Source organism: Methylobacterium sp. J-059, from assembly GCF_022829485.1.
Lineage (GTDB): Bacteria > Pseudomonadota > Alphaproteobacteria > Rhizobiales > Beijerinckiaceae > Methylobacterium.
On record NZ_JAKSYA010000014.1, the window covers coordinates 1 to 15,657 of the forward strand.

Sequence of the window (15,657 nt, forward strand, 5' to 3'; positions counted from 1 at the left end):
GACTGGTGTACGCCGGTGTCCTCATCCCATACGGCGGCCGAAGAGCGCACCGGTGTCGCTCGTGCCGGCGCCGCCGGTCCTGCCGGCGCCGAACGACGTGGCGCCGGTCCCGACGACGACGGCGGGCGTGCCGGCCGCGCACCCGGCGCCACCGGGGGCCTCGGCGGCCTCGATGGTCTCGGTGCCGGAGGGATCGCGACCGGCACCGAGACCATCGAGGCCGCCGAGGATCCCGGTGGCGGAGCCGACGACACCGCCCGCGGCGTCGACCACGTGCCCGACATCGCCGACGATCTGCCCGATCGCCGCCGGGGCGTTTCCTCGGGGACGGTTCGCCCTGAGATGGAAACCTATGTCATCGTCGTCGCCGGGTTCGGTGTCCTGGTGCTTCTGACGGCATGGCTGCCGGTGGTGCTCCGGGTCCTGCCCCTGTCCTTGCCGATCTGCTGCGTCGGCATCGGTGCCGCCCTGTCGCTCGTCCCTGCCATCGGCGAGCTCACCCCGCATCCCGGCACGCACCCCACGCTCGTCGAGCACGCGACCGAGGCGGTAGTCGTCATCTCGCTGATGGGAGCTGGTCTGAAGATCGACCGTTTCATCGGCTGGAAGCGCTGGTCGATGACTTGGCGCCTGCTCGGCATCGGCATGCCGCTCACCATCCTGGCCCTGACCCTCCTTGGGTCGGCCCTGCTCGGGTTGGGCGCTGCGGGAGCCCTGCTTCTCGCCTCGGCGCTGGCACCCACCGACCCGGTGCTCGCTTCCGACGTCCAAGTCGGAGAGCCTGCCGAGGACAACGAGGACGAGCCCCGCTTCGCCCTGACCTCCGAGGCCGGCCTCAACGACGGGCTCGCCTTCCCCTTCGTGAACCTCGCCATCGCCCTTGCGGGGACGAGTGGCTTTGCCGGCGTACCCTGGTCACACTGGTTCGCGGTCGACGTCCTTTGGAAGATCCTCGTCGGCGCCGTCCTCGGCGCGCTGATCGGGCGGGCCTTGGGATGGTTGACCTTCCATCTGCCCAACGTCTCGAAGCTGTCCCGGACCGGCGACGGCTTCGTCGCCCTCGGGGTGACCTGCATCGCCTATGGCTGCGTCCAGGCCGTCGACGGTTACGGCTTCGTGGGCGTCTTCGCGGCGGGCCTGGCCCTGCGCGCCTCCAGCCACGGGCATGACTATCACCGCAAGATGCACAGCTATGCCGAGGAGCTCGAACGCCTGCTGATGATGGTGCTTCTCGTGGGCTTCGGAGCCATGCTGGCCGCCGGAGGGCTGCTCCAGGCCCTCACATGGACAGCCGCCGCCTTCGCCTTGATCGCGATACTGGTCGTTCGACCCCTCGCGTGCTGGCTCGGTCTTCTCGGAAGCGGTCGATCCCGCGAGGATCGTGCGGTGGTCAGCTTCTTCGGCATCCGCGGCCTCGGGACGGTCTACTACCTGTCCTTCGCCATGGGCCACGCGACGTTCGCACAGGCGGACCTTCTCTGGGCCACGGCCAGCCTGACCGTGCTGATCTCCATCCTCATGCATGGGGTCTCGGTCACGCCGGTCCTGCGAGCGCTGGATCGGCGGATGGGACGAGATACGGAAAGCGCGCAGCTCGACCTGACCCTGTCCCACCCCTGAGACGCGGGTGCCAGCGAGGGTTCCGGACGCTAGAGAATTTTGCGTGATCCCTGGATCACGCAAAATTCTCTATCTTGTTGTGGATTCGCATTTTCTTGACGCGAGCCGCGCTCCACCGCGCTCGAGAATGCTCTAGGTCTTGCCGACATCGACGTTGCGCTCGACGCCACCCGTCTTGCCACTGAGACCTGGCACCTCGTCGAGCTGACGCAGACTGGTGAAACGGCCACGCTCCTCGCGGTACCGCACGATCTCGAAGCCGTGGCCCCTCAACGCCGCTACGGTGTCGAGTTCCTCGGCGGTTGCGGTGTTCAGGTCGATCATCTCACGCCTTTCTGTGGAATGGGGAAAGCCGGAAGGGGAGCCATGGGTTTCAGGCTCGGGTGACGCACCGGTCCCGATCCCGAGGAATCGAGATAGGCCGTTCGAATCGGCCGAAACCACCGGCAGGATCTGCATCACGTCCCCATGCTTCACGGGCTGGCTGCTCGCGCCGGGACGGGAGATGTCCATGGCCACATCGGCGTGCGTTGGTCCGCCGGGTCGGCACGACGCCGGGCGGATGCCGGCGCCAGCAGGCGGGGACCTGACCGACGGCCTTGAAAGGCTTGTCCGAGCGACGGGTCGGAGAGGCCGCCCTCGGCCGAGCACCGCATCGCGCGTGGCCCTTGGACCAGTCACAACCGCCTCGCCCCACGCAACGTCTTCGCGCCGCGTGCGCGTCACCTGTCTACGATCGACACGGCGCCCCATGCGGCATCTGTCGTGCTGGTCGAACGTTTAGGATCGCGCGGTTTGAACGACTTTGTAGACAAACTGCGCAAACAGTGCAGAATGAATGCGCCGCATGACCTCGCTGTGGGTTTGATCGGCGCAAGAATGAAAAAATCTGCGCAAAATGCGCAGGGAGGATCCCGAGATGCAGATCCCGATCAAGCGGGCGATCGAAGCCGTGCCCGGCGGCATGATGGTGGTTCCGTTGCTCGCCGGGGCGCTCATCGCCACCTTCTTCCCCGGCACGCCGAAGCTTTTCGGCTCGTTCACGGGCGCCCTGTTCTCAGGGGCGCTGACGATCCTGGCCGTCTTCTATGTGTGCATGGGGGCGAGCATCGATTTCCGCGCGACGCCGTACATCGCCAGGAAGGGCGGCACCCTGCTGCTCGTGAAGGTCGGCATCGCCGTGCTTCTGGGCCTAGTCTTCGGACGCGTCCTGGGCGAGGCGCCGGTCGCCGCCGGCATGTTCGCGGGCCTGTCCACCCTGGCCGTGGTCGCCGCGATGAACGACACGAACGGCGGCCTCTACATGGCGCTGATGGGCCAGTACGGCCGCCCGCGCGACGTGGGCGCCTACACGGTCATGTCGCTGGAGAGCGGGCCGTTCCTCACCATGGTCACGCTCGGGGTCGCGGGACTCTCGGCCTTTCCCTGGCAGACGCTGGTCGGCGCCATCCTGCCGCTCCTCGTCGGCATGATCATCGGCAACCTCGACCGCGAGATGCGCGCCTTCCTCGGCCGCGCCATCCCGGTGATGATCCCGTTCTTCGCCTTCGCGCTCGGTGCGGGGCTCGACCTCACCAAGGTCTGGCAGGCGGGCCTCCTCGGCCTCGCCATGGGCGTCGCCGTGGTGGTCGTGACGGGCATCCCGCTCTTCTTCGCGGACCGGCTCACCGGCGGGACCGGGGTCGCGGGGATCGCCGCCGCCTCGACGGCCGGCAACGCCGCGGCGGTGCCCGCGATCGTGGCCTCGGCCAACCCGGCCTATGCCGACGCCGCAGGTCCGGCGACGATCCTGGTGGCCGCCTGCGTCGTCGTCACGGCCATCCTCGTCCCCGTGGCGACAGCCTGGGCCGCGCGGCGGTTCGGCGATCCCGTGGGGGCCGACGGCGAAATCGTGGAGGTCACGGGGAGCGCGCCTGCCGGCCGCACGGCCGAGCCGGACCGCGTCGTCGCCGGGCGCTGACATGGCCGAGCGCTGGCTTATCCTCGCCGACGACCTGACCGGCGCCGCCGATTGCGCCATCGCCTTCGGTCGTCGCGGCCGAGCGGCGGCGGTGACGTGGGGAACCGCGACGGGATGCGGGTCGGCGGATCTCCCGGTGCTGTCCTACGATGCCGACAGCCGGGGCCTCTCCGCCGCGGCTGCCGCGCAGCGGCACGCCCAATGCCTGAGGCGCCTCCACGATCCGGACCGGATCCTCTTCAAGAAGATCGACTCGACCCTGCGCGGCCAGCCCGCCGCAGAGACCGCCGCCGCGCTCCGTCACCTGAAGGGCCGCGCCGAGGCCGGCTTCGCCGGAACCGTGTTCGGGATCTGCGCCCCGGCCTTTCCGGCCACTGGGCGGACGACCGTCGGCGGGCGCGTCCAGGTCGACGGGCGCCCCCTCGAGGAGGCCGAGGTCTGGGCTCGGGACCACAGCTACGCCAACGCCGACCTAGCTTTCGTGCTGGGCACGGCCGGGATCCGGACGATGGCCGTGCCGCTGGCCACGGTGCGCGGCCCGGGCTTCGCGTCGGCGCTCGGGCAGGTCGCCGCCACGGGCGACGTCGTCGCCGTCTGCGATGCCGAGACCCAGGCGGATCTCGATCGCATCGCCGCCGCGGGCCTGCGCATCGCCGCCGCGGGCCCGTCGGGCGGGCTGGCGCCGTTCTTCGTCGGCAGCGCCGGCCTTGCCCACGCCCTCGCAGCGGTCGAGGCGAGGCCGGCGCTCGCGCCGTTGCGGATCGCGTCGCGCCGGGGCGGCAGCTTGATCGTGGTGGGATCGCTCGCGACGGCCTCCCGCGCGGCCACCCGCAAGCTCGCGGCGCTCGACGGCGTCGTCCACCTGCCCGTCTCGTCCGAGACCCTTCTCGGCGATCCGGGCGACTTGGCCGCTGCGGTCGCGCGCGTCGCGATCGCGATCGCCGCCGGGCACGACGTCCTGGTCGAGATCGCGATGGCGGGCGTTCCCGACATGGCGCTCGGCCCTCGCCTCGTGCATGCCCTCGCCGACGCGCTCGCGCCGTTGGGCGCCGCGATCGGCGCGTTCGCGGCCACCGGGGGCGAGACCGCCTCCGCCCTCCTCTCGCGCTTCGGCGTCGACGGGATCCGCCTCGTCGATGAGATCGAGCCCGGCGTGTCCCTCGGCCTCACGCTCGGCCGCCTCGCCATCCCCGTCGCGACGAAGGCGGGCGCCTTCGGCGACGCCGACAGCCTCATCCGCATCCGCGAGCGCTTGCGTGCGGTCCGCATCGAAGGAAGCTTCTCATGACACGTCCGACCATCGCCATCACCATGGGTGACCCGGCCGGCATCGGCCCCGAGATCATCATGAAGGCGCTTGCCCATGCCGAGGTCCAGGCCCTGTGCCGTCCGCTGGTCGTCGGCGATGCCGGGCGCCTGCGGCAGGCGGGCGAGATCGTCGGATCGCGGGTACCGGTCGATGCCCTGGCCGATGTCGGCGAGGCCGACTTCGACACGGGGGCGGTGCAATGCATCGACCTCAAGGTCGTCCCCGCCGACCTGCCGTTCGGGCAGGTGTCGCCGGTCGGCGGCGAGGCGGCCTACCGCTTCATCGCCAAGGCCGTCGAGCTGGTGCAGGCGGGCGAGGCCGGCGGGATCTGCACCGCGCCCCTGTCCAAGGAGGCGCTTCATGCCGCCGGCCACAAGTTCCCCGGTCATACCGAGATGCTGGCCCACCTGACCGGCACGCCGGAGGTCTCGATGATGCTGGTCTCGCCCAAGCTCCGGGTGATCCACGTCACGACCCATATCGGCCTCGTCGACGCGATCGCGAAGATCGAGCCCGGCTTGGTCGAGCGCGTGATCGCGCGGGGGCACGCGGTGCTGGTGAAGGCCGGCATCGCGAACCCGAAGATCGGCGTCTGCGCGATCAACCCGCACGCGGGCGAGAACGGGCTGTTCGGCCACGGCGAGGAGGCGGAGAAGATCACGCCGGCGGTCGAGGCCTGTCGGGCCCGGGGGTGGGACGTGCGCGGCCCGCTGCCGGCCGACACGCTGTTCTTCCTCGCCGGACGCGGCGACTACGACATGGTCGTCGCGATGTACCACGATCAGGGTCACGGCCCGATCAAGGTGCTGGGTCTCGAGGCCGGCGTGAACATCACCGTGGGCCTTCCCGTGATCCGCACCTCGGTCGACCACGGGACCGCCTTCGACATCGCCGGCAAGGGCGTCGCCGACGAGCGCAGCCTGATGGAGGCCCTGCGACAGGCGGTCGACCTCGCGCCGAAGGCGGCACCGGCTTCCGCATAGCCAGCCGGCCCGACCTCCGGCATGATGCGCCCTCCCCTCGATCGGAGCGGAGGGCGGATCGGGCGAGCCCGTGCCGCGCCCGGATCCGCCGTCCCGAAGGGATCGTCCGGGTCGGATCGGGCGCACCGGATCATCTCGGTAGGGTCGTCGTCCTCATGTCGATGCGGAGCAAGGCGCGTCAGGCGCTGCTGCTGGAGGCGCTGAAGCTCGGCGAGATCGACGTCGACGACGTCGCCGCCCGCCTGGACGTCTCCGCCTCCACGGTCCGGCGCGACCTCCAGGTCCTCTCCGCCACCCGGGCCGTCCGCCGGACCTACGGCGGCGCGATCCTCGCCGGCCACCCGGTCGAGACGACCTTGGCCGAGCGGATGGCCGTGAACGGGCCCGAGAAGCTCGCCATCGCCCGCAAGGCGATCACGCTGGTCGAGGACGGCGACACGCTGATCCTCGATGCCGGCTCCACGGTCGCCGCATTCGGGCAGCTCCTCGCCAAGCGCCGCCTGCGCATCGTCACCAACAACCTCGCCCTGCTCCCCGCCCTCGCCGAGGCGCCGGGGATCGAGCTCGTGGTCCTGGGAGGCGCCTTGCGGGCCACCAGCATGAGCACGGTCGGCCCCCTCGCCGTCGAGGCGCTTCGCCTCATGACCGCGGATCACGTCGTCCTCAGCGCCGACGGGGTGGTGGCGGGGCGCGGCCTCTGCGAGGCGAGCCTCGATCAGGTGGCGCTCAAATCCCTGATGATGCGCCAGGCGAACGGGGTGATCGTGCTCGCCGACGCGAGCAAGCTCGGCCGGGCCGAGCAGAACGCCTGGGCGGCTCTGCCGCAACGCTGGACGCTGGTCACGAATTCGGACGCGCCGAAGGATCAGATGCAGCGTTTCGCGGATGCCGGCGCCGCCGTCCTCGTCGGCCAAGGCGCATCGCGCAAGATCTGACCCTCCCGCCGCCTCGCCCTCACGGCATGACGGGCGGATGGTAGGTCAACGTGAAGGCCAGGGCCCAGAGCAGGAACAGCACCAGCGGCAGGTGCACGATGAGCTGGAGGAAGCTGAAGCCGACGATGTCCCGGGCCTTCAGGCCGATGATGCCGACCAGCGGCAGCATCCAGAACGGGTTGATCAGGTTCGGCAGCGCCTCGGCGGCGTTGTAGATCATCACCGCCCAGCCGAGGTGGACCTTCAGCTCGTTGGCTGCCTGGAGCACGTAGGGCGCCTCGAGCAGCCACTTGCCGCCGCCCGAGGGCACGAAGAAGCCGAGGATCGCCGAGTAGACGCCCATCGTCAGCGGGAAGGTGCCGGCGGTGTTGAGGTTGACGAAGGCATGGGTGATCGCATCGGACGCCGAGGCGCCGGCCGCGTTCTTCGGCAGGGTCAGCATCCCGCTGATCGCCGCGTAGAGCGGATACTGGATCAGGATGCCCGCGATCGCCGGCACCGACTTCGAGACGGCCACGAGGAAGCGCTTCGGCCGCCAGTGCAGCAGCAGGCCCAGGGTGAGGAACAGCAGGTTGTAGGTGTTAAGGTTCGAGATCGCGACGATCCACGACTGACGGGCGAATTCCTGCACGATCCAGCCGCCGGCGATCACCACGAGGAGGATCGTCAGGAGCGGCGAATGCTCCAGCCACTCCCCGGGCTGGCGCGGCGGCGGGATGTCGGTCGATTCGCGGCTCACGTCGACGCCCAGGGTCTCGGCGGTGACGGCCGTCGCCCCGCGCGGCGCCGAGGCGTAGGCGATCGCCACCGAGACGACGAACAGGATCGCCGCGATCAGCATCGACTGCCACAGGAAGATGGTCTCGCTGAACGGGATCACGCCGGAGATCGCGAGCAGGCTCTTAGTCAGGCTCGCCGGGTTGGCCTGGAGCTGTGCTGCCGAGGAGCTGAGACCGAGCGCCCAGGTCGCGCCGAGCCCGAGATAGGCCGCCGCGCCCGCGGCCCGGTAATCCATCCGGAGGTCCGTCCGCCGGGCGAGCGCCCGGACCAGCAGCCCGCCGAAGATCAGGCTGAGGCCCCAGCTGAGGAACGACGAGAGCATCGTCGCGCCCGCCACGAAGCCGACCGCCCCGCGCCCGGTCCGGGGCACCTGCGCCATGCGCTCGATCAGCGCCCGCACCGGCGGCGAAACGGCCACGACGTAGCCGCCGATGGTGACGAAGGCCATCTGCATGGTGAAGGGGATCAGGCTCCAGAACCCGTCCCCGAAGCTCTTGGCGACGGACGCCGCCGGCGCGCCGTTGGCCAGGACGCCGATGGCGACGACGACCACCGCGATGGCGACGAAGATGAAGGCGTCCGGAAACCAGCGCTCCGCCCAGGCGGTGAAGCGGATGCCGAGGCGCTCGAGCGTCCCGGCCGCCGGCACGGTTCCGGGATCCGTTGCCGGCGCGGGCTTGGCCGGCACGGCCTGGGAGGGCCGGGGCTTGGACGGGGCCGGATCAACGGGCGCGATCGCCATGGATGTCCTCTGGGCTTCGGCTCTTCGCGGCCGGAGCCGCATGGATGACACGCCCTCGCTCGACCTCGAAGGCGTGCCCCGATCAAGATCGTGACAGGCGGCCGCGATCGTGGAGGCGGCCGGTTCGTCTGCTGGCCGCCGCATCCCCGCAGGCCACGTCGCCCGCGGCCTGTCGCGGGCGACGGGGCGGCCCCTCGTTCAGCGCGCCAGATGCCGGTCGAAGAAGGACGCGATCTCTTCGAACGCCTCCTTCACCTCCGGCACGCGATCGTCCCGGTAGAACTGCGCGTGCGACTGCCCCTCGAAGACCTGAAGCGCGGCCTCGACCCCGGCCTGCCGAAGCTTGCGGTGCATCCGGACGGTGTTCGAGAGGAGGAGGTCGCGCGTGCCCGTCGTCAGGATCGTCGGCGGGAATCCGCGCACGTCTCCGTTGATCGGCGAAAGCCGGGGATCGGAGAGATCGTGCCCCGCGGCGTAGAATTTCGTGGCCGCGTCGCAGAATCCGGCCGGCGAGACCAGCACGTTGTCCACCCTCGCGTTGGTCTGGAACGAGTCGCCGCGTTGCGTCGCGTCCGACATCGGCGTGCCGGGTGCGATGGCCCCGGGCAGCGGCAGGCCTTCCGCCTTCGCCTGCAGCATCATCGCGAGGGTCAACGCGCCGCCGGCCGAGCTTCCGAAGACCGCGATCCGGCCGGGGGCGGTGGTCCGAAGCACGGCCTTGTAGACCGTCATGCCGTCGTCGAGCGCCGCCGGGAAGAACGCCTCCGGCGGCATCCGGTAGTCGACCGTGATCACTTTCATCCGGCCGAAGCCGGCCAGCAGCATGGCCTCCGGCAGGGCGGCCTCGCGGGGGTTGAGGACGTAGCAGCCGCCGTGGACGTGGATCGCGATCCGCTCCAGGTTCGCGGCGGGGATGTCGGTCGGGGTGATCGTGTACGCCCGCACGCCCTCGATCGTGGTCGGCGACACGGTCACCCGCAGGCGCTCGGACATCGGCCCGATCTGCGGGGCGGCAAGCGTCGCGAAGCCGTCCGAGAGCTGCTTCCAGCCGTCCGGCGTCGTCGGCGGCTTGTCCCAGTTCGTCCGCAGCGGCTGCGCGATGATCGCCTGCAGGGCCGGGCTCACGGTGCCCGGTACAGGAATCGTCTTGGCCGGCACCTCGCGGGGCGAGGGCGGCGCGGCCTGCGCCCACGCCGCGGACGGGCCCGCGAGGCAGGCGAGGAGGATGGCGGTCACGATGCGCATGCGGTGCGTCCTCCGATGGAACAGGGTCAGGCCCTCGCATCTGCACGCGAGCCGGCTTCCGTCGCGCGCGAGGATGCGAGGGCCGGCTCGATCCGCAAGCCGGTCGCCTCGTCGAAGACGTGGATGTGGGCTGCGGGAAACGACACCCGGATGGCGTCGCCCACGGGCGCGCCGTTGGCGATCTTGAGGGTCAGCGACGCCCCGCCCGGGCGTCCGGCATGCACCAGCATCTCGGACCCGAGCAGCTCCACGACCTCGACCGGCCAGGTCATGCCCGATGCGTCGAGCGCGACATGCTCCGGCCGGATGCCCAGGACCACCCGGTGGCCGTCGGGCCGGTCGAACCGCCAGGGCCCGAGCGCGACGTCCGCGTCCGCCACGCGTACCGACGTCCCGTCGCGACCGAGGGTGCCGGGAAGCAGGTTCATCGCCGGCGAGCCGATGAAGCCCGCGACGTAGGTGTCGGCCGGGCGCTCGAACACCTCCGTCGGCGTCGCCAGCTGCACCGGCACGCCCTGGTGCATCACGAGCAGCCGGTCCCCGAGCGTCATCGCCTCGACCTGATCGTGCGTAACGTAGAGGCTCGTCACCTTCAGCCGGCGCTGGAGGCGGCGGATCTCGCCGCGCATCTGCACCCTGAGCTTCGCGTCGAGGTTCGACAGCGGCTCGTCGAACAGGAACAGCTTCGGGTCGCGGACGATGGCGCGCCCCATGGCGACCCGCTGGCGCTGGCCGCCGGACAGCTGGCGCGGCTTGCGCTCGAGCAGCGCCTCCAGGCCCAGGAGGGCCGAGGCGGCATCGACCTTAGCCCGGATCTCGGAGCGGGGAAGGCCGCGGATCTTCAGCGCGTAGGCCATGTTCTCGAACACGCTCATGTGCGGATACAGGGCGTAGTTCTGGAACACCATAGCGATGTCGCGCGCCGACGGGTCGAGGTCGGTGGCGTCGCGCCCGTCGATCAGGACGCGCCCGGCGGTCGGCGTCTCGAGCCCCGCCACGATGCGCAGGAGGGTGGATTTCCCGCAGCCCGACGCGCCGACGATGACCAGCATCTCGCCGTCCGCCAGGGCGAGGTCGACGCCCTTCAGGATCTCGTTGTTGCCGAAGCGCTTGCGCAAGCCGTCGAGTTTCAGGCCGGCCATCACTTGTCGCCCTCCGTCAGGCCCTTCACGAACCAGCGCTGCATGAGGAGCACCACCGCGACCGGCGGGACCAGCGCCAGCACCGCCGTCGCCATGACCTTGTTCCATTCGGTGGCGGTGTCGACGCCGACCATCTTGACGATGCTGATGACCACCGTGTCGAGCTTCGGATCGGTCGCGACCAGGAGCGGCCACAGGTACTGGTTCCACCCGTAGACGAACAGGATGACGAACAAGGCCGCGATGTTGGCGCCCGAGACCGGGATCAGGATGTCCCGCAGGAAGCGCAGGGGCCCGGCCCCGTCCATGCGCGCCGCCTCCACGAGCTCGTCCGGAACCGCGAGGAACGTCTGCCGGAACAGCAGCGTCGCCGTGGCGGAGGCGACGAGGGGGATCGTCAGCCCCGTGAAGCTGTTGATGAGGTCGAGGGAGGCCATGACCTGGAAGGTCGGGATCAGCCGCACCTCGACCGGCAGCATCAGCGTCAGGAAGATCAGCCAGAAGGCGGTCATGCGGAAGGGAAAGCGGAAGAAGGTGACCGCATAGGCCGAGGGCAGCGACAGGGCGATCTTTCCGAACGCGATCGCCAGCGCCATCGCGGCCGAGACGAGCAGCGAACGCCAGACCGGCCCGGCCCCCGCCGAGCCGTTCACCAGCACGTCGCGGTAGACGCCGAGGCCTGAGAGGCGCGGGACGAGCGAGACCTCGCCGCGGGCGATCGCAGCCGAATCCTGGGTCGAGCCCGCGACGGCGATCCAGATCGGCAGGGCGAAGAGCAGGATCGCCAGGATCAGGACGGCATGCGGGATCAGAGGGGGCATCCTCCGGTGCATCAGGTGGCAGCCTTTCGCCCGAGGAACCGGAACTGCAGGGCGCAGAGGACGATGACGCCGGCCATCAGCACCACGGATTGCGCGGAGGACGAGCCGATGTTCGCGTTGACGACGCCGTCGAGGTACACCTTGAGGACGAGCGTCTGGGTCGACTGGCCGGGCCCTCCGCCGTTCACCGCGTAGACGGTCGCGAAGGTGTCGAAGGCCGCGTAGACGAGGTCGACCACGAGCAGGAAGTAGACCGTCGGCATCAGCAGCGGCAGGACGATGGTGCGGAACAGGCGGACGCCGCGGGCGCCGTCGATGCGGGCCGCCTCGATGATCGTCTTCGGGATGGCCTGGAGGCCCGCCAGGAAGAAGATGAAGTTGTAGCTGACCTGCTTCCACGCGGCGGCTAGGATTACGAGCCCCATGGCCTGCGTGCCGTCGAGCTTGTAGTCCCAGGCGATCCCGATCCGGTTCAGCCACGCCCCGACGAGACCGATCTGCGGGTGGAACATCAGCACCCACAGCACGGCCGCCATGGCCGGCGCCACCGCGTAGGGCCAGATCAGCATCGTGCGGTAGAAGGCGCGCCCCCGGATCTCGGTATCGGCCAAGACCGCGAGCCCGAGCGCCACGCCCATCGCGATCCCGGTCACGCAGGCGCAGAACACCAGCGTCCGCCCGATCGCGGCGAGGTAGAGCGGATCGCCGAACAGGTCGGCGAAGTTGTCGAGACCGATGAATTCCGTGCTGGTGCCGAAGGCGTCCTCGCGCTCCAGGCTCGATTTAATCGCCTGGATGGCCGGCCACAGGAAGAAGACGCCGGTCAGCACCAGTTGCGGCAGGATCAGCAGCGCCGGGAGCACCCGGCCCGGGAACAGCGTCCGTCGTTCCATCCCACGCGTGCCTTCCGCCGGTCCGCCGCGTCAGCCGCGCGCGGATTTCTGGAAGTCGCGCAGGACGCGGTTCCCGCGCGCGGCGGCGGCGTCCATCGCCGATTGCGCCGTCTGCTGGCCCTGGAGCGCCTTCTCGATCTCCTCGTAGAGGATCGCGCGGATCTCCGGCAGGCGGCCGAGGCGCAGGCCGCGCGAGTTCGGGGTCAGCTCCCCGCGGGAGAGCTGCCGCGCCGGCACGTCGGTGCCGGGATTTTTGTCGAAGTAGCCCGCCTGCTTCGTGGCCGCGTAGCCCGCGAGCGTCACCGGAACGTAGCCGGTGTTCTGGGCGTAGAGGGCAACCTGCTCGGGCTTCGCGATGAAGGCGTAGAAGGCCGCGACGCCCTTGTATTCGGCCTCGCTGCGCTTCGGCGCCGTCATCGCCCACAGGCTGGCGCCGCCGATGATGGAGTTGTTCGGGCGCGGATTCAGCGCCGGCTCGGTCGGCAGGAAGGCCTCGGCGTAACGGAACTTGGCGTTCTTGACGATGTCGGCACGGCCCGAGGACGAGCCGAAGCCGATCGCGGCCTGCCCGGAATAGAAGACCGCATCGGGCGCGCCGTCGCGGCCGGCGCACTTGAAGGCGCCGTCCTTCGACAGGTCCAGGAAGCGCTGGAGCTGGTCGACGAACGGCTTGGTGTTGATGAGCAGTTCCGCGCCGAGGCCGTCGTAGCCGTCGTTCTCGGTGGCGTAGGCGAGGTTCTGGATCGCGGCGTATTCCTCGAACTGGATCCAGGTCATCCAGGCGGAGGTGCTGGCGATGGGCGTGGCCGCCTTGGAGGCGAGGGTGCGGGCCGCCTTGGCGAAGTCGTCGTAGGTGGCCGGCGGCGCGTCCGGGTCGAGCCCCGCCTTCTCGAAGGCGTCGCGGTTGTACCACATGACCGCCGTCGAGGAGTTGAAGGGCATCGAGGCGAGCTTGCCGTCGGCCAAGCTGTAGTATCCCCGCACGCCTGGGATGTAGGCCTTGGGATCGAGTGCGAGCCCGGTCTCCTCCGCGAGCTTCCAGGCCGGCTTGATGGCGGGACCCGCCTGCAGCATCGTGCCCGTGCCGACCTCGAAGATCTGGACGACGTGCGGCGCCTTGCCGGCGCGGTAGGCGGCGATCGCCGCCGTCAACGTCTCGGGATAGGTGCCCTTGAACACCGCCTCGAGGGTGACATCGGGCTGGCTCGCGTTGAAGTCGCGCGTCAGCCGCTCGACCTCCTCGCCGTTCGCGCCCGACATCGCATGCCAGAGCACGATGCGCGTCCTGTCGCCGGCGGAGACGGAGGCCGACGGGCGAAGCGCAGCCCACGCGGCAAGACCGCCGACGCCGGCCAACAGGACGCGACGATCCATCCGAAACCCTCCCCGTCGGCGGAACCGCCCTGCCCGTTGTCCTCGGGCTTGAGATGCGATCCCGCGGCACCCGCATCGGACGGCGCGACGCTCATGCCTTCATCATGCACGGACCGACCAGCGGAATAAAGCGCCACGCCGTGCGGTCCCGCGATTTGGCTTCAGGCGTCGGAGGAGCCATCCCCGCTCCGCGCTCCTCTTGGAGCGTTTTGCCGGCTTCGCCGCCCCGCCGGAGGCGACGTCGGCTCGGCTCGCATCGCAGCACTCGCTTACGGCGTTCGATGGCTTTCGCCGCTGTATGTGCGGCTGGAGCGCGATCACGCCCTCGGGCATCCACGCGGTGATCGGGGTCAACCTCAGCGAACGTTCACGCCGGATCGCGCGCGGGAAACCAGTTGCCGTGGAAGCCCGGCGGGATCCGGTGCCCGAGGTGGATCGTGGCGACGGGCGGCGCCTCGAACGCGCGCACATCGAGGACGACGAAGTCGGTCGTGTCGCGCTCCGTGTCGACGACGAGCCCGATCAGCCATCCCTCGTCCTCGCCGGCCTCCGGCCGCGCCGGCACGAAGACGAACTCCCCCGGGACGCGGCCGGCACCGAATTCGTGCACGCGCCGCGCCCCGCGCGCCAGATCGTGCTTGTAGATCTGCGTCGCGCCTTCGAGCTGCGTGTTGCCGTCGGCGGGGACCGAGACCGCGTAGACGTAGCGGTGGGGTCGCCCGAAGCGGCGCTCGTCGATCCGCGGAAACTCCTGCGCCGCCGGATCAACCACCCGCCGGTCGACCCGCCCCGTCGCGGGGTCGACGGTCCAGCGCTCCAGCCGGCCCGGCCTGTCGAGGCCGCCGCCTGCCGAGGCGAACACGCTCGCGTAGGCGACGACGTCGAGGACCACCCGCCCGTCCGCGTCGTCGTAGGCGTTGGCGACGTGGAACACGAAGCATGGATCGAGGGCGCACCATGTGATGTCGGCGGCCGTCCCGTGCCGGGGGAGCAGGCCGAGGCGCGCGCGGTGGGCAGGGTTCCAGCGGAACGGGAAGCGGTGGCCGGCCAGCACCGCCCGCATCGAGAAGGTAAGGGGCAGGTCCAGCACCACCGCGAAGCGCGCCGTGATCGCGCAATCGTGGATGCAGGGGCCGTGCTCGACCGGGATCGAGACGTCGCGCACGACGCGGCCGGCGGGCGAGACGACGACGTGGCGCACGCTGTCCCAGATCCGTCCGTCGTAGGCGATGGCATGCGTCTCGCCGGTCTCGGGGTCGCGGTGCGGATGCCCGGTGAAGGAGCCGCCGAGCGTCCCCTCGAACGGATCGTAAAGCTGCGTCTCCAGATCCTCGGACAGCGCGACCGGATAGCTGCCGGCCTCGACCAGGGCGAAGGCGCGGCCGCCGATCTCGACGACGTTGGTGTTGACGGTGTCGTCGCCCCGGCGCGGTCCGGGGGCGGCGGGCCGGCCGAGCGCCGCCGAGGCCGCCCGCGAGCCGATCCAGCGGTTGCGGTACCACAGGGCCTTGCCGCCCGCGACGCGGAGGCCGTGCACCATGCCGTCGCCCAGGAACCAATCGTGGCCGCGCGTCGTCGGGCGGGCCGGGTTGGCGCCCATCTTGAGGTAGCGCCCGTCGAGCCCCGACGGGATCTTCCCGGTCACGGGCAGGTCCCGCAGCGTCAGCTCCGCGCGCATCGGCGCGTGGACGCCGACCACGAAGGGGTGCGCCGTCCCCGGCAGGCGCAGCCGGTTGCCGGCTGCCACCAGCGCGACGAGACCCTCGGCGGCGGCGCGGACGGTCGACGTGAGACGGTTCGGCATCGGTCGAGGGGTTCCAAGAGCGGTGCGGGGACGAGAGCCGTGATGAACC

The 15,657-nt window shown here is 70.5% G+C and carries 14 protein-coding genes; 5 read left to right on the plus strand and 9 right to left on the minus strand.

All coding sequences use genetic code 11. From position 1 onward, the window contains the following. Positions 1-21 precede the first annotated feature (21 nt). Positions 22-273 carry a hypothetical protein gene (locus tag MKK55_RS00545; protein WP_243932755.1) on the minus strand — a complete coding sequence of 84 codons (252 nt, stop codon included), beginning with the start codon at positions 271-273 and terminating at the stop codon, positions 22-24. Positions 274-342: 69 nt separating this feature from the next. Here MKK55_RS00545 and MKK55_RS00550 point away from each other — a divergent pair, with 69 nt between their 5' ends. Next, positions 343-1,620 (plus strand): cation:proton antiporter, encoded by a 1,278-nt coding sequence (locus MKK55_RS00550; RefSeq protein ID WP_243932756.1) that lies wholly within the window; start codon positions 343-345, stop codon positions 1,618-1,620. Positions 1,621-1,752: 132 nt separating this feature from the next. On the opposite strand, the gene MKK55_RS00555 is transcribed toward MKK55_RS00550, so the two are convergent. Beyond that, a complete protein-coding gene (locus MKK55_RS00555; protein ID WP_243932757.1) occupies positions 1,753-2,133 on the minus strand; it encodes a ComEA family DNA-binding protein in 381 nt (126 codons plus the stop codon). A gap of 406 nt (positions 2,134-2,539) precedes the next feature. Between MKK55_RS00555 and MKK55_RS00560 the strand changes: the two genes are divergently transcribed. From MKK55_RS00560 to MKK55_RS00575, 4 genes are all read left to right on the plus strand, one after another. After that, complete coding sequence (locus MKK55_RS00560; RefSeq protein ID WP_147840807.1) at positions 2,540-3,580, plus strand: 2-keto-3-deoxygluconate permease; 1,041 nt, start codon at positions 2,540-2,542, stop codon at positions 3,578-3,580. Between the two features lies 1 nt (position 3,581). Next, complete coding sequence (locus MKK55_RS00565) at positions 3,582-4,868, plus strand: four-carbon acid sugar kinase family protein (protein ID WP_243932758.1); 1,287 nt, start codon at positions 3,582-3,584, stop codon at positions 4,866-4,868. Next, entirely contained in the window at positions 4,865-5,872 is a 1,008-nt protein-coding gene (pdxA, locus tag MKK55_RS00570; RefSeq protein ID WP_147726469.1) for a 4-hydroxythreonine-4-phosphate dehydrogenase PdxA, read from the plus strand. Before MKK55_RS00565 ends, pdxA begins: the two co-directional genes overlap by 4 nt. 155 nt (positions 5,873-6,027) lie before the next feature. Continuing rightward, positions 6,028-6,807, plus strand: coding sequence for a DeoR/GlpR family DNA-binding transcription regulator (locus MKK55_RS00575; protein ID WP_243932759.1), 780 nt, complete (start codon positions 6,028-6,030; stop codon positions 6,805-6,807). A gap of 19 nt (positions 6,808-6,826) precedes the next feature. On the opposite strand, the gene MKK55_RS00580 is transcribed toward MKK55_RS00575, so the two are convergent. From MKK55_RS00580 to MKK55_RS00610, 7 genes are all read right to left on the minus strand, one after another. Further along, positions 6,827-8,329, minus strand: a complete 1,503-nt coding sequence (locus MKK55_RS00580) for a short-chain fatty acid transporter (RefSeq protein WP_243932760.1) — start codon at positions 8,327-8,329, stop codon at positions 6,827-6,829. A gap of 198 nt (positions 8,330-8,527) precedes the next feature. Beyond that, positions 8,528-9,574, minus strand: coding sequence for an alpha/beta hydrolase (locus MKK55_RS00585; RefSeq protein ID WP_243932761.1), 1,047 nt, complete (start codon positions 9,572-9,574; stop codon positions 8,528-8,530). Positions 9,575-9,600: 26 nt separating this feature from the next. Beyond that, on the minus strand, positions 9,601-10,716 hold the full coding sequence (locus MKK55_RS00590) for an ABC transporter ATP-binding protein (protein WP_243932762.1): 1,116 nt from the start codon (positions 10,714-10,716) through the stop codon (positions 9,601-9,603). Next, complete coding sequence (gene ugpE, locus MKK55_RS00595) at positions 10,716-11,537, minus strand: sn-glycerol-3-phosphate ABC transporter permease UgpE (protein WP_243932763.1); 822 nt, start codon at positions 11,535-11,537, stop codon at positions 10,716-10,718. Before ugpE ends, MKK55_RS00590 begins: the two co-directional genes overlap by 1 nt. A gap of 11 nt (positions 11,538-11,548) precedes the next feature. Next, entirely contained in the window at positions 11,549-12,430 is an 882-nt protein-coding gene (locus MKK55_RS00600; RefSeq protein ID WP_243932764.1) for an ABC transporter permease subunit, read from the minus strand. A 30-nt stretch (positions 12,431-12,460) separates the two neighbouring features. Beyond that, on the minus strand, positions 12,461-13,804 hold the full coding sequence (gene ugpB / locus MKK55_RS00605; RefSeq protein ID WP_243932766.1) for a sn-glycerol-3-phosphate ABC transporter substrate-binding protein UgpB: 1,344 nt from the start codon (positions 13,802-13,804) through the stop codon (positions 12,461-12,463). 367 nt (positions 13,805-14,171) lie between these two features. Next, positions 14,172-15,608 carry a carotenoid oxygenase family protein gene (locus tag MKK55_RS00610; RefSeq protein WP_243932768.1) on the minus strand — a complete coding sequence of 479 codons (1,437 nt, stop codon included), beginning with the start codon at positions 15,606-15,608 and terminating at the stop codon, positions 14,172-14,174. Positions 15,609-15,657 lie beyond the last annotated feature (49 nt).

What these genes read in the sequence shown, in the direction of transcription:
- MKK55_RS00590 (WP_243932762.1), bottom strand. Translation starts at nt 10,716, where the DNA reads ATGGCCGGCCTGAAACTCGACGGCTTGCGCAAGCGCTTCGGCAACAAC.
- MKK55_RS00550 (WP_243932756.1), top strand. Translation starts at nt 343, where the DNA reads ATGGAAACCTATGTCATCGTCGTCGCCGGGTTCGGTGTCCTGGTGCTT.
- MKK55_RS00580 (WP_243932760.1), bottom strand. Translation starts at nt 8,329, where the DNA reads ATGGCGATCGCGCCCGTTGATCCGGCCCCGTCCAAGCCCCGGCCCTCC.
- ugpB (WP_243932766.1), bottom strand. Translation starts at nt 13,804, where the DNA reads ATGGATCGTCGCGTCCTGTTGGCCGGCGTCGGCGGTCTTGCCGCGTGG.
- MKK55_RS00575 (WP_243932759.1), top strand. Translation starts at nt 6,028, where the DNA reads ATGTCGATGCGGAGCAAGGCGCGTCAGGCGCTGCTGCTGGAGGCGCTG.
- MKK55_RS00610 (WP_243932768.1), bottom strand. Translation starts at nt 15,608, where the DNA reads ATGCCGAACCGTCTCACGTCGACCGTCCGCGCCGCCGCCGAGGGTCTC.
- MKK55_RS00555 (WP_243932757.1), bottom strand. Translation starts at nt 2,133, where the DNA reads ATGGACATCTCCCGTCCCGGCGCGAGCAGCCAGCCCGTGAAGCATGGG.
- MKK55_RS00565 (WP_243932758.1), top strand. Translation starts at nt 3,582, where the DNA reads ATGGCCGAGCGCTGGCTTATCCTCGCCGACGACCTGACCGGCGCCGCC.
- MKK55_RS00560 (WP_147840807.1), top strand. Translation starts at nt 2,540, where the DNA reads ATGCAGATCCCGATCAAGCGGGCGATCGAAGCCGTGCCCGGCGGCATG.
- MKK55_RS00600 (WP_243932764.1), bottom strand. Translation starts at nt 12,430, where the DNA reads ATGGAACGACGGACGCTGTTCCCGGGCCGGGTGCTCCCGGCGCTGCTG.
- pdxA (WP_147726469.1), top strand. Translation starts at nt 4,865, where the DNA reads ATGACACGTCCGACCATCGCCATCACCATGGGTGACCCGGCCGGCATC.
- ugpE (WP_243932763.1), bottom strand. Translation starts at nt 11,537, where the DNA reads ATGCCCCCTCTGATCCCGCATGCCGTCCTGATCCTGGCGATCCTGCTC.
- MKK55_RS00585 (WP_243932761.1), bottom strand. Translation starts at nt 9,574, where the DNA reads ATGCGCATCGTGACCGCCATCCTCCTCGCCTGCCTCGCGGGCCCGTCC.